The following is a 15,056-nucleotide window of genomic DNA, read 5'->3' as shown; positions in this document are numbered from 1 at the left end:
GGACCGTCTCCGGACATCCGAGGTCAGCAGACGCCAACCCAGCAACGACCACGAGGGCGCGACCGGACGCCCTGCTCTTGTGGTGTGTCTGACGGGTCGACCTCGTTTACAGACCCGCCTGTTCGGATCGCCCCGTGACCGGCGGCCGACGACAAGAGAGGACGCCAGCCAGCAACATGAGCACGTTCACCGGGATCGCTCACATCGCTATCGTGATACGCGACACGGCTGCCAGTGTCGACTGGTACCGGCGCGTGCTCGGATTCGAGCCCGTCGGCGAAGTCAGGTCTGGGCCAGTCGAGGCGGGGCATCCCCGGCAGATCATGCAGCACGCCGACAGCGGGCTCGTCTTGGCCGTCCACGAGCCCCTGCGACGCAGCGGCGACATGTTCGATCCGTCCCGCACCGGGCTCGACCATTTCTCACTCACCGTTTCCGACCGGGCCGCCCCGGACAGTTGGGCCCGGCGCCTGGACGATCTCGGAGTGCTCCGTTCGCCGGTGCGGGACGCCGGATACGCGGAATTCATCTCCGTGGCCGACCCGGACGGTATCGCCTGGGAGCTGTGGGCCACCAAGCCGGAGCGCTGAGTAGACGGCCGAGGAAAGACAGTGTGGGCGGACATCCCGAAATAAGAGCTCGCACAGATAGGCGTGGGGTCATGGCCGCCGGCCGGAGCGGTCGTGCCAGCGGTGGGTAGGCCAGGCGCGGCAGATGAGGCTACGCACGGTGATGATGGCGTCAGCGAAGTCAAAGAAGGCGTCGATGACGCTGGCCTGGCATGCATCAGCCACCGCACCGGTCCCCGACTCTACTTACCCGGGGCGCCGGTGGTGGCCGTTCACTGAGCGGTTCGGAGTACGAGCAGGCCGCACACAACTCGGCGAGCGGCCTGCTTCACTCGTGCGTTGTGCTGCCTGCCGTCAGCTCCCGCCGGCCGTGCTGCGGTGTCTGCGCGCGATGGACACTGCGTTAGTGCCGGCCGGCCGCGACCGCGAGACCGACACCCGCGACGACGGGAGTGCTGCTCGATGTGATCGCGTGGCCCCATATGCACTGCCTAGCGGGGCGATCGCGTCTCACGCACGGGTGCCTTGCGCGCCGGGGCGCTGCTTCTCGGCGTCCACAACGGTCCGCTCCAGCACGGCGGTCCAGTTGATGACCGTGCCGGGCTTGATGCCGTAGGCCTGCTTGACCTGGACAGCGCGGCTGCCGAGATAGGCGTACGTCTTGGGGTCGAAGATCCACTCGGTGCGGTCGCCGCTCTTCTGGTCGACGTGTGCCAGGGCGATGCCCTCGCGTCCCGCGGCGTCCTTGGCATGCTCCACCACGACAACCCCGGGGATCTTGGCCGCGGCACGGTAGAGCGCCGCGTTCAGCTTCGCCGGTGCGAGCTCCTCGTTGAGCAGGTCGCCGACCGTGGTGAATGCCTCCTGGTCCGGGGAGTTCCCCTGGCCCTTGGTCTCCTTGTAGATCTTCTTCAGCAGGGCGTCCGGGTCTGTGGGCAGCGTCTTGAGGTAGTCGTAGGAGGGGGCGCCCAAGCTGGGCTTGACGTTGCTGTCGAGGGTGATGCCGCCCTTGGGCTGGTAGCCGGGCTCGTCCAGCCAGCCCTGCTTGCCGTCGGGGGAGTTCCATGCCTCACGGATGTGCAGGGGCTGGACCCAGACCTTGGAGTCGTCTGTGTCGGTGTGTGAGACGGCGAGGTCGGAGACCTTGCTCTTGATGTAGATGTACTGGCCCGGGCCGGGTTCGGGCGTCTTGCGGGCCGAGGCGGCGGCGGCGATGTGCTCGACGGTGGAGGCGAGCTGGGCGGTGCTGCCGGGCTCGATGCGGACGACCGGCGCTTCGACCGGGGGCGGGGTGGCCGCGACCGGGTCGCTGCCCCCGGAGTTGGTCAGCGAGGTGAAGGCGAATGCGCCGGCCAGGGCGGCGGCGGTGACCGGGACACCGATCAGCAGGACACGGCGTGCCGGGCGGCGGAACGGCGCAGGGGCGGGCGCGGTGGACTGGATCTCGTTCATCAGGTGCTCCTCAAGAAGCAGTTGACGGTCGAGCGACAGGTGCGGGTCTCCGGGCGCCGGCAGCACACGGGCCAGCTCCGCGTCGTCCAGCGACTCCTCACGCCGCAACTTCTTGCGGATCATTCGGACCCCTCCTCGCACGACTCGTGTGACCGGGCCGCAGAAGTGCGGCCGCCCTGTACTTGTCCGGTGCGCGGCAGCGGTTCCCTGCGTCTCCTGAGTTCTTCCTCGGCCAGCTTGCTCAGCCGTCCGCGGGCGCGGGACAGGCGCGAGCGCACGGTGCCGACCGGGACGCCGAGCACGGCCGCCGCCTCCGCGTAGCCGAGCCCGGACCACACACACAGCGTGAAGACCTCGCGCTCACTCCGGCGCAGCTTCTTCAGCGCCCGCTGGGCGGCGGCCAGCTCGTCGGCATCGGCTATGCGGCCGACGAGTTCCTCCGCGAAGTCCGGGACTGTTTCCCTGGCCGGCAGACGTTGCAGGGCCTGCTGGTGCCGCCGCGCCGCGCGGGTGGTGTTGCGCAGTACGTTCACGGCGATGCCCATCAGCCAGGGACGCGGGCTGTCGCCCTCGTCCCGCAGCTTGGCGCGCAGTCTCCACGCCTCCAGGAAGGTCAGCGAGACGATGTCCTCGGCGAGGGTCCAGTCTCCGGTCACACGCACCGCGTGCCGGTGGACCAGTCGGGCGTGGTCACGGAAGAGCTGGCGGAACGCCTCGGGGTCGCCTGCCCGTATCCGGGTGTGCAATGAGTAGTCCACGTCAAACTTTGTCCAAGCGGCGGGGCAGGTTCCCGTGGCGTGCGTCACACAGCCCGGAGACATAGGGCTCTCCCGACTCACGCATTGCGTTCACCGTCTCCGTGAGCTGAGACGCTGATCAGCCGTGCCATCCGAGATGTGTGGGAAACCGCGTTCCCCGAGCTGGCCGCCGCCCGCCCGGCAGCCGCAGCGTGAACCTCAGCGACCTGCACCGCAGGCTCCTCTCCGACGTCCTGGCCATCGGTACCCCCACCCGCTGGCATCACCGGCGGATACGCCGTGCTTGCCCACGGCCTCGTCGACCGGCTCAGCCAGGATCTCGACGTCGCTACGGAGAACCCGGCCCCCCATGGCGGAGATCACTCACACCCTCACCGTCGGGCCTCTGCGGCATGCAGGCCAGCACGGAGTGGCCGCGCAGGGCACTGACCGATTCCGTGGTGCCGTCTGGTACGTGGTCGATGAGCCGGCAGAGGTCTGGGTGGTGCCGAGCATGGCGATCAGGCGCTGGCAGGTGTCGGGGTGGGGCCCGTTCTGTCCTCTTCCATGGTTGCGGCGGTGGTGGTGCGGTGGGCGCGTTCGATGGCCTGGCCCCAGTACGTTCCGGCGATCATGAGCACGGCGCCGAGGGAGGCCCACACGGTGAGTCGTTCGCCGCCGAAAGTGATCCCGATCGTGACGGCCCAGATCGGTTCGGTGCCCAGTAGCAGGCTGGCCCGGCTGGCGGAGGTGCGTTGCACGGCCCAGGTCTGGGCGAGGAAAGCGAACACGCTGCAGAACAGGGCCAGATAGATCAGCTGCGACCACGTGGTGGCGCTGCTGTGGGCCAGGTCGGGCAGGTGAGTGAGGGCGGGTGCCAGGAACAACGCCGAACCGACGACGGTCTGGGCGGTCGTCAAGTGGAGCGGGTCCATGGGCCGGCTGGCGGTGAGCCGTCCGACGAGCGCGACGTGCCCGGCCCGTACGACCGCGGCCGCGAGCATCAGGGCGTCGCCGAGCCGTGGCGCGTGCAGCCCGGTACTGGAGGTGAGCAGCCCGACGGCCAGCACGCACAGGCTGGCGGCCTCGAAGAACGTCCAGGGCAGTCTGCGGTTTCTCGCGGTCCGGTCCAGCAGCGGCGTCAGCACAATGGTCAGGCTGATGATCAACCCGGCGTTCGCGGCGCTGGTGTGCGCGACCCCGTAGGTCTCCAGCGCCAGAACGGCTGCCTGTGTGACTCCCAGCAGCGACCCGGCGCGGACCTCCGCGCCGGTCCAGCGGCGCGCCCGGTGACGGGAGGCGACGAAGGCTCCGCACGCGAGCGCGGGCGCCTATTGCAGCGCTCGATCCCCGTCCCGCTCACCGAGCGCGCTGGGCGCCGGGTGGTGCTCACTGAAGCCGGGCAAGCCCTGGCCCGCGCGGCCATCGAGGTGGAGACGGCCCTGGCCCGGGCACGACACACCATCATCGACTTCGCCGAGCAGCCCGACGGCGACGTCTCGCTGGCAGCGTTCCACAGCGCGGCCTCCGCGTTCTTCCCCCGGCTGCTGCGCAACCTCGCCGGGCCGGGTCACCCACGACTGACCCTCGCCGACGAAGATGTCGCCCAGGACCGCTTCCCCGTCCTCACCCGTGACTACGACCTCGTTCTCGCCCACCGCCTCGACCACGGCCCGCCATGGCCGCGCACCGTCACCGCCAGCACCCTGCTGCGAGAGCCGCTCGATGTCGCCCTGCCGGCCGGGCACCCGCTGGCCTCCAAAACACTGCTCTTGCCGCATGACGTGGCCGACCAGCCCTGGATCACCGTCCACGACGGCTTCCCGCTCATGTCCACCATCGAAGCCATCGCCAGTGTCGCCAACCGACGCCTCGACATCACCCACCGCATCAACGAATTCGCCGTGGTCGCCGAAGCCGTAGCCGTCGGCGGCGGCCTGGCGCTGATGCCACGCTGGACAGCCCGCGAGCACCCGAACGTCGTCCTGCGGCCGCTGGGCGCAGTCCACGCCCGACGCCACATCGACGTCCTCCACCGACCGGAACGCATCGCACGACGGGCCGTCCGAACCATCCTCGCCGAGTTGCACCAGGCCGCCGCAGAGATCCAAGGCCAGGACACCCATACGTCTCATCCCGGTGCCGGCACCTCCACACCCTGGCTCTGACGTCGTCATTCGGCCCCGCCCGGACGGCTAGAGCTGGCCCCGATTCGTGAAGATCCGTGACGGCTTCAAGTGGCTCCTCCTGGTGACCGCCGCCTGGTCAAGGCCAGCTGCGCCGCGGTGGGCCGCAAGCCTCAAGCGCCAGGCGTACGTAGGCGCAGCGCTGCCACAAGGCCCAGCGTGCCCGATTGTGGTACGCACCGCCGACCACCGGCACAATCAAGATTCGCCCAAGGTTCTCCCACACCCGTTCCAGCACGCTGCCACCACAGCAACCGGACCCACACGAAAGCAGGCACACATGCGCACGACACGCACCGCCCTCACCGTCCTCGCCCTCTCGGCCGTTGTGCTAACAGGCACGACCACCGGCGCCGCCGCCACCGACAGCTTCTCAACCAGCCGTGCGGCCGCGGCTCCGTGCACCGTGCCCGACGCGTTCTGCGCCACCAGCGGCAGCGGCGACCAGCTCGCCCTGCACTGCGGCGAGTCCGCATTAGAGCCTTGGAGCGGCGTCGGATACTGGGACAACCGCCTTCCCGGAGGCGGCATAGTCAAGATGTTCGACTACTACGGCTCCGTGAACCATGTCGCGCCCGCCGACTCCGGTCCCACCGAGATCAACTGGAGCCTCGTCTGGGCGCTGCGCGCCTACTGCTGACACCTGTTCGACGTGCGGCGCGTGCGAGAGCACTGCGAAGTCAGCAGGAGCTGCGTCAGAACCCTGCGACATGGGCCGGAGGCAGCGCCGAAGCCTTCGAAACGCAGGGCGCCGCCTCACGGTGCGAGCTCGGGTGGCTTCGACGTTGTTCAGCGGCCCCACCAAGACGTCCCAGCTGGCCCCAAAATGTGAAGTGACGGCTTGAAACGGCCCCATTCGGGCCTGGCCTTGACCAAGCGGCGGTCACCAGGAGGAGCCACTTGAAGCCGTCACGGATCTTCACGAATCGGGGCCAGCTCTAGCCGTCCGGGCGGGGCCGAATGATGACGTCAGAGCCAATCCAACCGGACCGACCGAGGCCGGCGGATGACCTGAGTGGGTATCAATGTGCGCAGGACTTGGGGTGGTCCAGGTACTTCCAGGTGTCGAGCCCCACCTGCCCGTCCACCTTGATCCCCGTGCATTTCTGCATGGTCTCCACGCCTTTGAGCGTGTCAGGCCCGAATACGCCGTCGATCTCGAGGGGATAGCCGTAGACGTGGTCCAGCAGGCACTGAAATGGAAGAGGACGGCTACAGCACGCGCCTGACCGAAGCGTTCGCCCGCTGACCCGCCCGTGGCCCGTAGCCTGTCGTGGCCTATCTAGGGGACTTCCTTGCTCAGGACACGTGTCATCCGCGCGCCCACCTCGCGGCTGAGTCCGCCGTCGCAGGGAATGCCGAGGGCGAGCGCGAGTTCCCTGCCGTGCAGGTCGGTGAGAGCTTCGGTGAGGTCGGCAAAGGCCGAGGCGGCTTCGCGCCCCCGGCCGGCCGCGGTCGCGGCGGTCAGCAGCCCGACGACCGCTGCGGGCCACCAGCACAGGCCGAGCAGGAGGTAGGCCGCGGCCCATGCGTGCAGGCGGGCGGCCGAGGTGAAGGCGGTGCGTGCGGCGGTGAGCTCGGCGCGGGTGCCGTCCTGTGCGAGCAGCCAGAGGTGCGGCCAGGCGACGGTGAGGTCGAGGCGGTAGGCACGCCACACCCGGTACTCGGGGGCGGTGATGCGGTCACCTGCCCAGAACGGGTGGCGGGGCGGAGCGTGGGCGATGCGGGTACGGGCGGCGTGGTGGCGCTCGGCGGACTCGGTGAGCGGTCCGGCGTCGTCGGAGCCGGCGAGGGTGGCCCGTCCCGCGGCCACCAGGGCTGCCTGGTAGGCGCGGTCGGCATCCTGCCAGCGCCGTCGGCGCCGGGCCGTCAGCCAGCGGGTGGCCGGCCCGCGCGCGTCGGCGAGCCATGCCTTCTCGCACCATGTGCCCGCCGCCTGAACGGCGGCCCCGATGGTCGCGGCGCCGGCCAGGACGGCGAGCGCGACCACCGCGATGGCGCCCGGGCTGTGCGCGCCGGGTCCGGTGGCCAGGGCGTCGAGCCGGGCGCGCAGCCGTTCGACGTCGTTCCAGTGCTGTTGCCCGAGAGTGACGGCGCAGGTCAGCGCCGCCAGATAGATCAGACCGGGAATCGCCAGGAGCGCGATCCAGCGTTCGGCGAGCCTGCCGCCGAGCGTGGTGAGGAAGGCGGTCATGGCCGCAGGGGCAGCTCGCGCAGCGGCTGGCCGAAGACGAGGCAGCGCGGCGGCCGGTCGGCGTCGACGGCGGGCGCCTCGACCCGTGCGCAGTGGCTGAGCGGGCAGGCGAGCGCATACAGCGGCGGGTGGCCGTTTCCGGCACGTGGGAGGGGGTGGTACGAGCCGGAGGTGGTGCGGTAGGAGCCGAGGCCGGCGCTGTGTCCGGCGGCCAGCAGCAGTTCCTCCACCTCGTCGAAGCAGTCCTCCAATTCCTCCGGCGGCCGGCCGGCGCGCACCTCGGTGAGGATGTGGTCGACGAGCCTCCGCATCGTCTCGTCGGCGGTCAGCTCGACCGGTGTCGTCATCAGCCTGCGGCACAGTTCCCCGAGCCGCTCGTGGCCCGGTCCGGATTCACTCACCGATGCCTCCCTCCGCCGGTGTGTGTCAGCATAACGACCCTGCGCACCCGGGCAGTTGGATACTGTGGAGCACTGTCAGGGCAATCGGGGGACAGTCATGGCGTACGAGGGTGCGGCCACTCCGGCGGATCCGACGGAGCTGGCTGGCGCGCAGTTGCGACGGTTCCGCCACACGCGCGACCGGAGGGACCTGGACCAGGCGGTCGAGTGGTTCCGCGCCGCGTTGCGTGAGGCGTCGGAGGGACCCGCCCGGCGCTCCTGCTCGGCGAACCTCGCTACGGGCCTGTGGGTCCGGTGGCAGGCGTCCGGCGACAGGCGCGACCGGGACGAGCTGATCACGCTGGCCGGTGAGGCCGCGGCGACCGGGCAAGCCCGGGAGCAGGACCTGCTGTTCCTCGGGGTCGCGCTGCGCAGACGTTTCGGAGAGGAACGGCGTCGGGAGGACCGGGACCGGGCCGTCGAAGCGCTCCTGCGGGCGGCGGACGTGCCGACGGAAGAGAGCCGCAACAGGGTGATGGCGCTGGACCATCTCGGCCAGTTGCTCATGGAGCGGTTCGAGGAGACGGGTGCCTCGAGCGACCTGGCGGGGGCCGAACACGCCTTCCGCCGGGCGCTGAGCCTCATGCCGTCCGGTCACGCGGCGCGCCCGGCGGTGCTGCACGCTCTCGCGGCTGTCAGGGAGCGTTCCTTCGGCCTGACGGGGGACCCGCAGTCGCTGTGCGAGGGGCTCGACCTGCGGCGCGAGGCGCTGGCGGAGAGTCCGCCCGGCGTTGCGCATCGTGCCATCGTGCTCGACGGTCTCGGCGCGGCGCTACGGACCTGGGTGGGCCTCTCGCCCGACGAGTCCGCCGTCGACGAGATGCTCCGCGTCACGGGGACGGCCCTGGCCGAGGCCCCTGAGCGGGCGGACCACCGGGAACGGCTAGACGCGCTGACCGGCCGGGGCGTGGCGCTCCGGCTGGCCGCCGAGCACGGCGGCGGTACGGCCATGCTGCGTGAGTCGGTGGACTTGCTGCGCACAGCGGTCCGGCACACGGACCCGGCCGACGACCGCCGGGTGCTCAGGCTGAACAGCCTGGGAAACGCCTTGCACCGGCTGGGTGAACGGACCGGTGACGCGGGCCTGCTGGACGAGGCCGTGGAGGTGCTGCGGGGAGCCGTGGCCGGCAGCGAGCCCGTGCGGACCGACAGTCTCGTGCCCAACCTCGCCGTCGCGCTGCGCGAGCGCTACCACCAGACCGGCGACCTGGCCGCTCTGCGCGAGGCCGCCGACCTGGCCCGGCAGGCCGTCGCGTCCTCCACCGTCCCGCTGGACTCCACGAGCCACCTGGCTGTCCTGGGGGTGATCCTCCAGACCTGGTACGACAGGACCGGGGACAGCTCTGCGGCGGCAGAGGCGGTGGCCGCGGCCCGCGCGGTGCTGGGCCGCACACCGGAAGACAGCCCGCAGTGGATCACGCGGGCGAACCACCTCGCCAACGCACTGCACGCGCTGCACCGGTCGGCCGGCGACCCGGCCGACCGGGAAGAGGCGATCTCGCTGCTGACGCGGGCCGCCGACGCCACCGAGTACGGCGACCCGCGACTGCCCGTGCTGCTGCACAATCTCGGCAAGGCGCTGCTCCGCAAGGCGCGGGCCATCAGGGATCCGGCCGTGCTGGACGAGGCGGTCACCACGCTCGGCCGATCGGTGTGGGCGCCTTCCGCCGGGGAGGACGTGCGGGCGAACCATCGGATGACGTACGCGAGCGCCCTGTTCACCCTGCACGAGGTCACCGGTGATCCGGGCGTGCTACGGGCGGCCGAGGACGCCTACCGGCAGGTCGCCTCGGTCGGTGCTCTCCCGGTCGACAGCCGGATCGCAGGGGCCCGCGACTGGGGCGCGGTCGCGGCACGCGGAGGCCGCTGGCACGAGGCGCTGCGGGGATACCGGCTGGCGGTGGAGCTGCTGCCGTTCAGTGTCACGCGGCGGCTGGGACGCACGGACCAGGAGCACCGGCTCACGCGGGTTCAGGGGCTGGCCGCCGAGGCGGCGGCCTGCGCCGTCAACGTCGGAAAGCCGGAACTGGCCGTCCAACTGCTGGAGCACGGCAGGGGCGTGCTGTTGTGGCAGGCCATTTCGGCACGCGGTGAGCGGGAACGGCTGCGCGACGCGCACCCGGAACTGGCCGCCGCCTTCCTCCGCCTCCGCGACCGCATCGACGCGCTCGCCGCTGAGGAGGCGGAGGGGGAGGGGCTGCCCGACGAGCGGCACCGGCTGGCCGCCGAGTGGGAACGGTTCGTCACCCGGATCCGCAGCCTGCCCGGGTTCGCCGACTTCCTCGCCGAACCGACGTCGGCCGATCTACTGGCCTGCGCCGATCGCGGGCCGGTGGTGCTCGCCTACTGCAGCGGGTACCGCAGTGACGCGCTGATCCTGCGGCCGGACGGGGTGCTGGTGGTGCCGCTGCCCGAGGTCACTCCGGCCACGCTGGCACAGCAGGTGGCCCGACTGGACGATGCCCTCGCGGCGGCGGCCGACCCGGCCCGGGAACAGCAGGCCCAGCGGACTCTCCGCGCGGTGCTGGGCTGGACGTGGGACCACATCGCCGAACCGGTCCTCGCGCGCCTCGGTTTGTTCGACACGCCGTGCGGTGACGACTGGCCCCGGTTGTGGTGGTCGCCGGGCGGGGCGCTCGCCGCGCTGCCGCTGCACGCGGCCGGCCACCACGACGGACACCGCTCGGTCCTGGACCGGGTGATCTCCTCCTACACGCCGACCGTGCGCACCCTCGCGTACGCCAGGGCCCGGGCGGCGGGGCCGGTGCCACCGGGCCGGCTGCTGGCCGTGGCGCAGCCCGACACCCCCGGCGCCCGGCCGCTGAGGGGTGCCCGGCGGGAGGTCGCGGAGCTGGCCAAGCTCCTGTCGTTCGATGCGCTCACGGGCCCCGAGGCGACGCTCGCGCGGGTGGTGCGGGCGCTGCCGGAGCACCCCTACGCGCACTTCGCCTGTCACGGGGTCGGTGACCCGGACGATCCGTCGAACGCCCGCCTGCTCGTCCACGACCACCAGCTGGAGCCGTTGACGGTCCGCCGGATCTCCCGGCTGGACCTGCCGTGGGCGCGGCTCGCGGTCCTGTCGGCCTGCGAGACCGCGCGGGGCGCCGAGCGGCTGGCGGACGAGTCCATCCACATCACCTCGGCGTTCCAGGTCGCCGGATACCCCCACGCGATCGGCACCCTCTGGCCGGTCCACGACGCGGTGGCTGTGCGGGTGGCCAGGAATCTGTACCGTCACCTGCGCGACGGCTGGTCCGCCGACGCACCGGGCCTCGACACGGCCCGCAGCGCCCTCGCGCTGCACCACGCCGTCCGCGAGTGCCGCGCCGCATTCCCCCGCACGCCCAGCCTGTGGGCCGCCCATGTGCACTCCGGACCCTGACGGCATGCGGGTCCCCGGTGGAACGGCAAGGGAAAGGAGCTGATGCGACATGGCCCGATGGTGGCGCGGCCCTTCGAGGTCCCCCGGCGACCCTGCCGAACCCGAGCCGGGACCCGAGCCCGACACCGAGCCCGAGCCCGGTCCGGAGTCCGGCCCCAGGCAAGGTCCGGAGTCCGAGTTTCCGACGGCGGCCGAGTTGGTCGCCACGCTCACGGGCCCGGACGGGACCGAACAGGAGATCGTCCGCGTCCCGATCCCCGCGGACCGGCACTTCGGGATGAAGGCCAACGCCCTGCTCGAGCGCCTCGGGCCGGAACATCCCGAGACACTGGCCGCCTTCCGTGACTACGCCCGTGTGCTCGCACGCGTGAAGGAGCGCCGCGAGGAGGCCCGTGAACGGCTGACGGATCTGCTGCTGGTGCAGTCGCGGGTGCTGGGCTATGTGCACGAGGACACCCTCACGACCGCCGATGACCTCGCCGGACTGCTCCGGACGACAGGACAGCTCGGCAGGGCGGAGGAACTGTGGCGGAGCGTGTGGAACAGCCGGGCCGAGCTACTGGGCCAGGACCACCCCGATACGCTGCGCAGCGCGATCAGGCTCGCCGAGGTGCTGGAGGACCTGCGGCGGGTGCCGGAGGCCACCGCCCTGCGTAGAGACGTGTGGGAACGCCGCAGGCGCGCCCTCGGGCCGGACCACCCGGACACCCTGTCCGCCGCCAACGGCCACGCGATCTCCCTGATCCACGCGGGCCGGTTCGAGGAGGCCGAACGGGAACTGAGAGACCTGATCGGCAGGTCGGAGCAGCGCGGGGAACGCGACGACGACACCCTGCTCGAAGCCAGGGGCAACCTCGGCGCGGCCCTGTGCCGCCTGGGCCGCCTCCAGGAGGCCGAGGAGGTGCTGCGTGCGGTTCTGCTCGAGCATGAGCGAGCCAAGGGCCCGGATCACGACGACACACTCGCCGTCCACAACAACTTCGCTGCCGTGCTGCACGCCATGGGCCGCTACTCGGACGCCGCGGCCGTGCTGCGCGAGGTCGAGGCCCGCACTGCACGGCTGCACGATGAGACCCACCCCGACACCCTCAGGGCCCGTGACAACCTGGCCAACGTCCTTACCGACACCGGGGAACGACAGGAAGCCGCTCGACTGCTGCGAGCCTGCCTCGACGGCTACCGACGGGCGTACGGCCCCGGCCACCCTCTGGTCCGCTCGGCCACCGAGCGCCTCGACCGGCTGCGCGACCACCCGGCCTAGGTCTGCTGTGCGGACAGGTTGGTGACGCGGCTGGCTGGGGTGTGGCCGCTGATTCCGGTGTGGGGTCGGTGGTAGTTGTACCAGTCCAGCCAGCCGGGAAACGCGGCCTGGCGTTCGGCTTCTGAGGTGTAGGGCCGCTGGTAGGCCCACTCGTCCAGCAGGGTGCGGTGGAAGCGTTCGACTTTGCCGTTGGTCTGCGGCCGCCAGGGGCGGGTCCAGCGTGGGCTGATGCCCAGGTCGGCGCAGGTGTCGCGCCAGGTGTTCTTGCTGTAGGCCCAGGCGTTGTCGGTCAGCACGCGCTCGATGGTGACGCCTTGGGCGGTGAACCAGGTGGTGGCCCGGGCCAGGAAGGCTGCGCAGGTGGCGGCGGTCTCGTCGGGCAGTTCTCGGTGTATTCCAGGCGGGAGTGGTCGTCCAGGGCGGTGTGCGGGTAGGCGTAGCCGGTGCCGGTGCGGTTCTTGCGGCCGGCTGCCCGGCCGAGGGTCTTGTGGCCGCCGCCGTCGGGGATACGGCCGAGTTTCTTGACGTCGATGTGGACCAGTTCGCCTGGCCGGGAGGGTTCGTAGCGGCGGATGGGTTCGCCGGTGGCCCGGTCCAGCGTGGCCAGAGGTGGCTGGCCGTGGCGTTGGAGGATGCGGTGTGCGGTGGAGGAGGCGACGGTGGTGCGGGCGGCCGGCCGCAGTGGGCCGATGTGGTGTTCGCGGCGCATCCGCAGCACCTGTTCCTCCACGGTGGCGGGTGTCCGGCGTGGTGAGTGGTGGGGGCGGCTGGAGCGGTCGTTGCAGGCCCGCTGTCCCGTGGTGGCGGTAGCGCCTGGCCCAGCGGGCCGCGGTGGTGTGGCTGACCTGGAAGCGTTCGGCCGCCCGCCGCAGCGGCCATCCGTCCTCGACGACACACCGGGCCAGACGCAGCCTGCCAGTGGGGGTCAGCGGGGCGTTACGGTGGATCAACGAGGGCCTCCTGGGCATCGGTGCAGACTTCGCAATCCACACCGAAACCAGAGGCCCTCACCCCGTTCAAGCACCCTCACGGCGCGTCGCCCGTCACCAACGTCCCCGGACAGCACAGCTGGGCCGTTCATCGACGTTGATTCCCGACGCGAGTTGCCGACACTGCCCACCTGCGGGTTTGTGATCACGGGCGCGAGTGTCGACAGACGTCGTTTGCCGACACGCACATCGAGTTCTGCGCGGCCGGCGTAACCGACTGCGCCCACCGCCTGCCGAGCAAGCGGCCGGTTCAGCCTGCCAGCTGCTGCAACCATTCGCGCAGCAGAGCCGTCTCCGTGTCTCGCAGAGGTACCCCGGTGCCCGCAGCCGGGGGCTCGGTGGTGAGCGCGGTTTCAAGTGCGGCATCGAGGGCGAGTGCGCGCGAGGCCAGGTCGGACCCGGATGAGGCGGGCGAGTCCGTGGTGACCGAGGCGATGACGGTGTCCCGCAGCCGCGTCGAAGTGGTCAGGTCCCGATCCGAGGGCTCTTCGCCGATCAGCGCCAGAGTGGCGCCCGTCGTCGCCGCATGGATGACGCGGGTCGCCTGCTCCACCGGAACCCGAAGGCGCCCGGCCTCGGCCGCCCGGCCCAGCAGTCTCACCAGCAGGGCGTGCGCCTCGTCCGCGGCCGGGGGCCGCCGCCCGGGCCGCGCAGTGCCATACATGAGCACGTAAAACGCGGGGTGCCGCAGTCCGAAGTCGACGTGCAGGTCCCAGCCGCGGTAGAGGTCGGCCACCGGGTCGTCCGGGGTCAGCGCCAGTGCCTCCCGTTTCTCGGCCAGGTACGTCTCGAATCCGTAGGCGGCCAGCTCGGCCAGGAGTCCGTCCTTGTCGTCGAACATCCGGTAGAGCGCGGGGGCCGTGATGCCCGCGGCTGCGGCGACCGCGCGTGTGGAGACCGCTTCGCTGCCGCCCTCCTCCAAAAGCTTGGCGGCCACCTGCAGTACCTGGCGTCGCGCGGCGCGTCGTCCCTCGTTCATGGAACAATGATATCTCATTTTGCGTATCGCCGCCTTATCGGTGATACTGTTTAAAGCGGAACGATGATCCACGCTGATGGTGGTCGGCGCCGGCCCGCGACACCTGGGCAGGCGCCGCACCCCGGCCGGGGCCGTGTCCCCCACTCGTGGAGCAGTGCGGCCGACCGCCTCAGCGGGCAGCTCATCGTCTGCCGGCATACCACCGAACACGCCGCCATCGCGGCAGGAGAGGAACACCCGTGTCCGATATCTCGATCGTCATCGCGTCGCATTCCGGCTACGGCCACACCGCGCAGATCGCCACGGCCGTGGCCGACGGCGCGCGCTCCATCGCCGGGACGCACGTCCACCGCGTGGACGTCGCCTCCCTCAGCGACGCCGACTGGGAACTGATGGACGCCGCGGACGCCATCATCTTCGGTACCCCCACCTACATGGGCACCGCGTCGGGGGCGTTCCACGCCTTCGCCGAGGCCACCAGTAAGCGGTGGATGACCCGCGCCTGGAGCGACAAGCTCGCGGCGGGATTCACCAACTCCGGCTCCATGAGCGGCGACAAACTGCACACCCTGCAGTACCTGGCGCTCCTGGCGGCCCAGCACGGAATGCTCTGGGTGAGCCTGAACCTCCTGCCGGGCTGGAACACCACCACATCCGGCCCCCAGGACGACAACCGCCTGGGCTTCTACCTCGGCGCCGGCGCACAGAGCTTCAACGACACCCCCGCCGTCCACGACGCAGACCTCAACACCGCCCGCCACCTCGGCCGGCGCGTCGCCGAACACACCCGCATCCACCGCGCCGGACTGACCGCCGCAGCGCACTGACACAACGGTCCGCCAGAAATTGCCTTCCAGTTTCTATCCG

General features: G+C 71.1%; 11 protein-coding genes and 6 pseudogenes. 7 read left to right on the top strand and 10 right to left on the bottom strand.

Annotation, left to right across the window (positions count from 1 at the left end; all coding sequences use genetic code 11):
* Window positions 1-176: 176 nt before the first annotated feature.
* On the top strand, window positions 177-590 hold the full coding sequence (locus tag ACZ6TD_RS00750) for a VOC family protein (protein WP_471348972.1): 414 nt from the start codon (window positions 177-179) through the stop codon (window positions 588-590).
* Window positions 591-659: 69 nt separating this feature from the next.
* On the opposite strand, the pseudogene ACZ6TD_RS00745 reads toward ACZ6TD_RS00750, so the two are convergent.
* The 3 genes and pseudogenes from ACZ6TD_RS00745 to ACZ6TD_RS00735 all read right to left on the bottom strand — a co-directional run.
* A pseudogene (locus ACZ6TD_RS00745) lies at window positions 660-770 on the bottom strand (IS5/IS1182 family transposase); the annotation flags it as partial.
* Between the two features lie 309 nt (window positions 771-1,079).
* Window positions 1,080-2,144, bottom strand: coding sequence for a CU044_5270 family protein (locus tag ACZ6TD_RS00740; RefSeq protein WP_471348970.1), 1,065 nt, complete (start codon window positions 2,142-2,144; stop codon window positions 1,080-1,082).
* Window positions 2,141-2,779, bottom strand: a complete 639-nt coding sequence (locus tag ACZ6TD_RS00735) for an RNA polymerase sigma factor (protein WP_471348967.1) — start codon at window positions 2,777-2,779, stop codon at window positions 2,141-2,143. The genes ACZ6TD_RS00740 and ACZ6TD_RS00735 overlap by 4 nt, the downstream gene beginning before the upstream one ends.
* A gap of 191 nt (window positions 2,780-2,970) precedes the next feature.
* Between ACZ6TD_RS00735 and ACZ6TD_RS00730 the strand changes: the two are divergent.
* A pseudogene (locus ACZ6TD_RS00730) lies at window positions 2,971-3,161 on the top strand (nucleotidyl transferase AbiEii/AbiGii toxin family protein); the annotation flags it as partial.
* A gap of 118 nt (window positions 3,162-3,279) precedes the next feature.
* On the opposite strand, the pseudogene ACZ6TD_RS00725 reads toward ACZ6TD_RS00730, so the two are convergent.
* Window positions 3,280-4,083 (bottom strand): annotated as a pseudogene (locus tag ACZ6TD_RS00725) (DMT family transporter); the annotation flags it as partial.
* A 3-nt stretch (window positions 4,084-4,086) separates the two neighbouring features.
* Here ACZ6TD_RS00725 and ACZ6TD_RS00720 point away from each other — a divergent pair.
* A pseudogene (locus ACZ6TD_RS00720) lies at window positions 4,087-4,926 on the top strand (LysR substrate-binding domain-containing protein); the annotation flags it as partial.
* Between the two features lie 298 nt (window positions 4,927-5,224).
* Entirely contained in the window at window positions 5,225-5,584 is a 360-nt protein-coding gene (locus ACZ6TD_RS00715; protein WP_471348964.1) for a hypothetical protein, read from the top strand.
* 382 nt (window positions 5,585-5,966) lie between these two features.
* Here ACZ6TD_RS00715 and ACZ6TD_RS00710 read toward each other — a convergent pair whose 3' ends face one another.
* From ACZ6TD_RS00710 to ACZ6TD_RS00695, 4 genes and pseudogenes are all read right to left on the bottom strand, one after another.
* A complete protein-coding gene (locus tag ACZ6TD_RS00710; protein ID WP_471358889.1) occupies window positions 5,967-6,056 on the bottom strand; it encodes a peptidoglycan-binding domain-containing protein in 90 nt (29 codons plus the stop codon).
* A pseudogene (locus ACZ6TD_RS00705) lies at window positions 6,057-6,101 on the bottom strand (hypothetical protein); the annotation flags it as partial. It abuts the gene before it with no gap.
* 125 nt (window positions 6,102-6,226) lie between these two features.
* Window positions 6,227-7,138, bottom strand: coding sequence for a hypothetical protein (locus tag ACZ6TD_RS00700; protein WP_471348961.1), 912 nt, complete (start codon window positions 7,136-7,138; stop codon window positions 6,227-6,229).
* On the bottom strand, window positions 7,135-7,539 hold the full coding sequence (locus ACZ6TD_RS00695) for a hypothetical protein (protein WP_471348958.1): 405 nt from the start codon (window positions 7,537-7,539) through the stop codon (window positions 7,135-7,137). The genes ACZ6TD_RS00700 and ACZ6TD_RS00695 overlap by 4 nt, the downstream gene beginning before the upstream one ends.
* A gap of 97 nt (window positions 7,540-7,636) precedes the next feature.
* On the opposite strand from ACZ6TD_RS00695, the gene ACZ6TD_RS00690 reads away from it, so the two are divergent.
* Window positions 7,637-10,960 (top strand): CHAT domain-containing protein, encoded by a 3,324-nt coding sequence (locus ACZ6TD_RS00690; RefSeq protein ID WP_471348956.1) that lies wholly within the window; start codon window positions 7,637-7,639, stop codon window positions 10,958-10,960.
* 196 nt (window positions 10,961-11,156) lie between these two features.
* Window positions 11,157-12,221: a tetratricopeptide repeat protein gene (locus tag ACZ6TD_RS00685; RefSeq protein ID WP_471348954.1), complete on the top strand. Its 1,065-nt coding sequence runs from the start codon at window positions 11,157-11,159 to the stop codon at window positions 12,219-12,221.
* On the opposite strand, the pseudogene ACZ6TD_RS00680 reads toward ACZ6TD_RS00685, so the two are convergent.
* Together ACZ6TD_RS00680 and ACZ6TD_RS00675 are read right to left on the bottom strand one after the other, a co-directional pair.
* Window positions 12,218-13,171 (bottom strand): annotated as a pseudogene (locus ACZ6TD_RS00680) (IS481 family transposase). The gene ACZ6TD_RS00685 and the pseudogene ACZ6TD_RS00680 sit on opposite strands and share 4 nt — an antisense overlap.
* 289 nt (window positions 13,172-13,460) lie before the next feature.
* Window positions 13,461-14,189: a TetR/AcrR family transcriptional regulator gene (locus ACZ6TD_RS00675; protein WP_471348952.1), complete on the bottom strand. Its 729-nt coding sequence runs from the start codon at window positions 14,187-14,189 to the stop codon at window positions 13,461-13,463.
* 239 nt (window positions 14,190-14,428) lie between these two features.
* On the opposite strand from ACZ6TD_RS00675, the gene ACZ6TD_RS00670 reads away from it, so the two are divergent.
* Window positions 14,429-15,016, top strand: a complete 588-nt coding sequence (locus tag ACZ6TD_RS00670) for a flavodoxin family protein (RefSeq protein WP_184945986.1) — start codon at window positions 14,429-14,431, stop codon at window positions 15,014-15,016.
* Window positions 15,017-15,056: the final 40 nt, after the last annotated feature.

The sequence above is a fragment of the Streptomyces yongxingensis genome (assembly GCF_055597465.1).
The sequence above is the reverse complement of the archived record's forward strand: the minus strand, read 5'-3'. Positions and strand labels throughout refer to the sequence as shown.

Coding starts and splice junctions, on each gene's coding strand:
- ACZ6TD_RS00690 (WP_471348956.1), top strand. CDS start 7,637: ATGGCGTACGAGGGTGCGGCCACTCCGGCGGATCCGACGGAGCTGGCT.
- ACZ6TD_RS00715 (WP_471348964.1), top strand. CDS start 5,225: ATGCGCACGACACGCACCGCCCTCACCGTCCTCGCCCTCTCGGCCGTT.
- ACZ6TD_RS00700 (WP_471348961.1), bottom strand. CDS start 7,138: ATGACCGCCTTCCTCACCACGCTCGGCGGCAGGCTCGCCGAACGCTGG.
- ACZ6TD_RS00750 (WP_471348972.1), top strand. CDS start 177: ATGAGCACGTTCACCGGGATCGCTCACATCGCTATCGTGATACGCGAC.
- ACZ6TD_RS00740 (WP_471348970.1), bottom strand. CDS start 2,144: ATGATCCGCAAGAAGTTGCGGCGTGAGGAGTCGCTGGACGACGCGGAG.
- ACZ6TD_RS00675 (WP_471348952.1), bottom strand. CDS start 14,189: ATGAACGAGGGACGACGCGCCGCGCGACGCCAGGTACTGCAGGTGGCC.
- ACZ6TD_RS00710 (WP_471358889.1), bottom strand. CDS start 6,056: ATGCAGAAATGCACGGGGATCAAGGTGGACGGGCAGGTGGGGCTCGAC.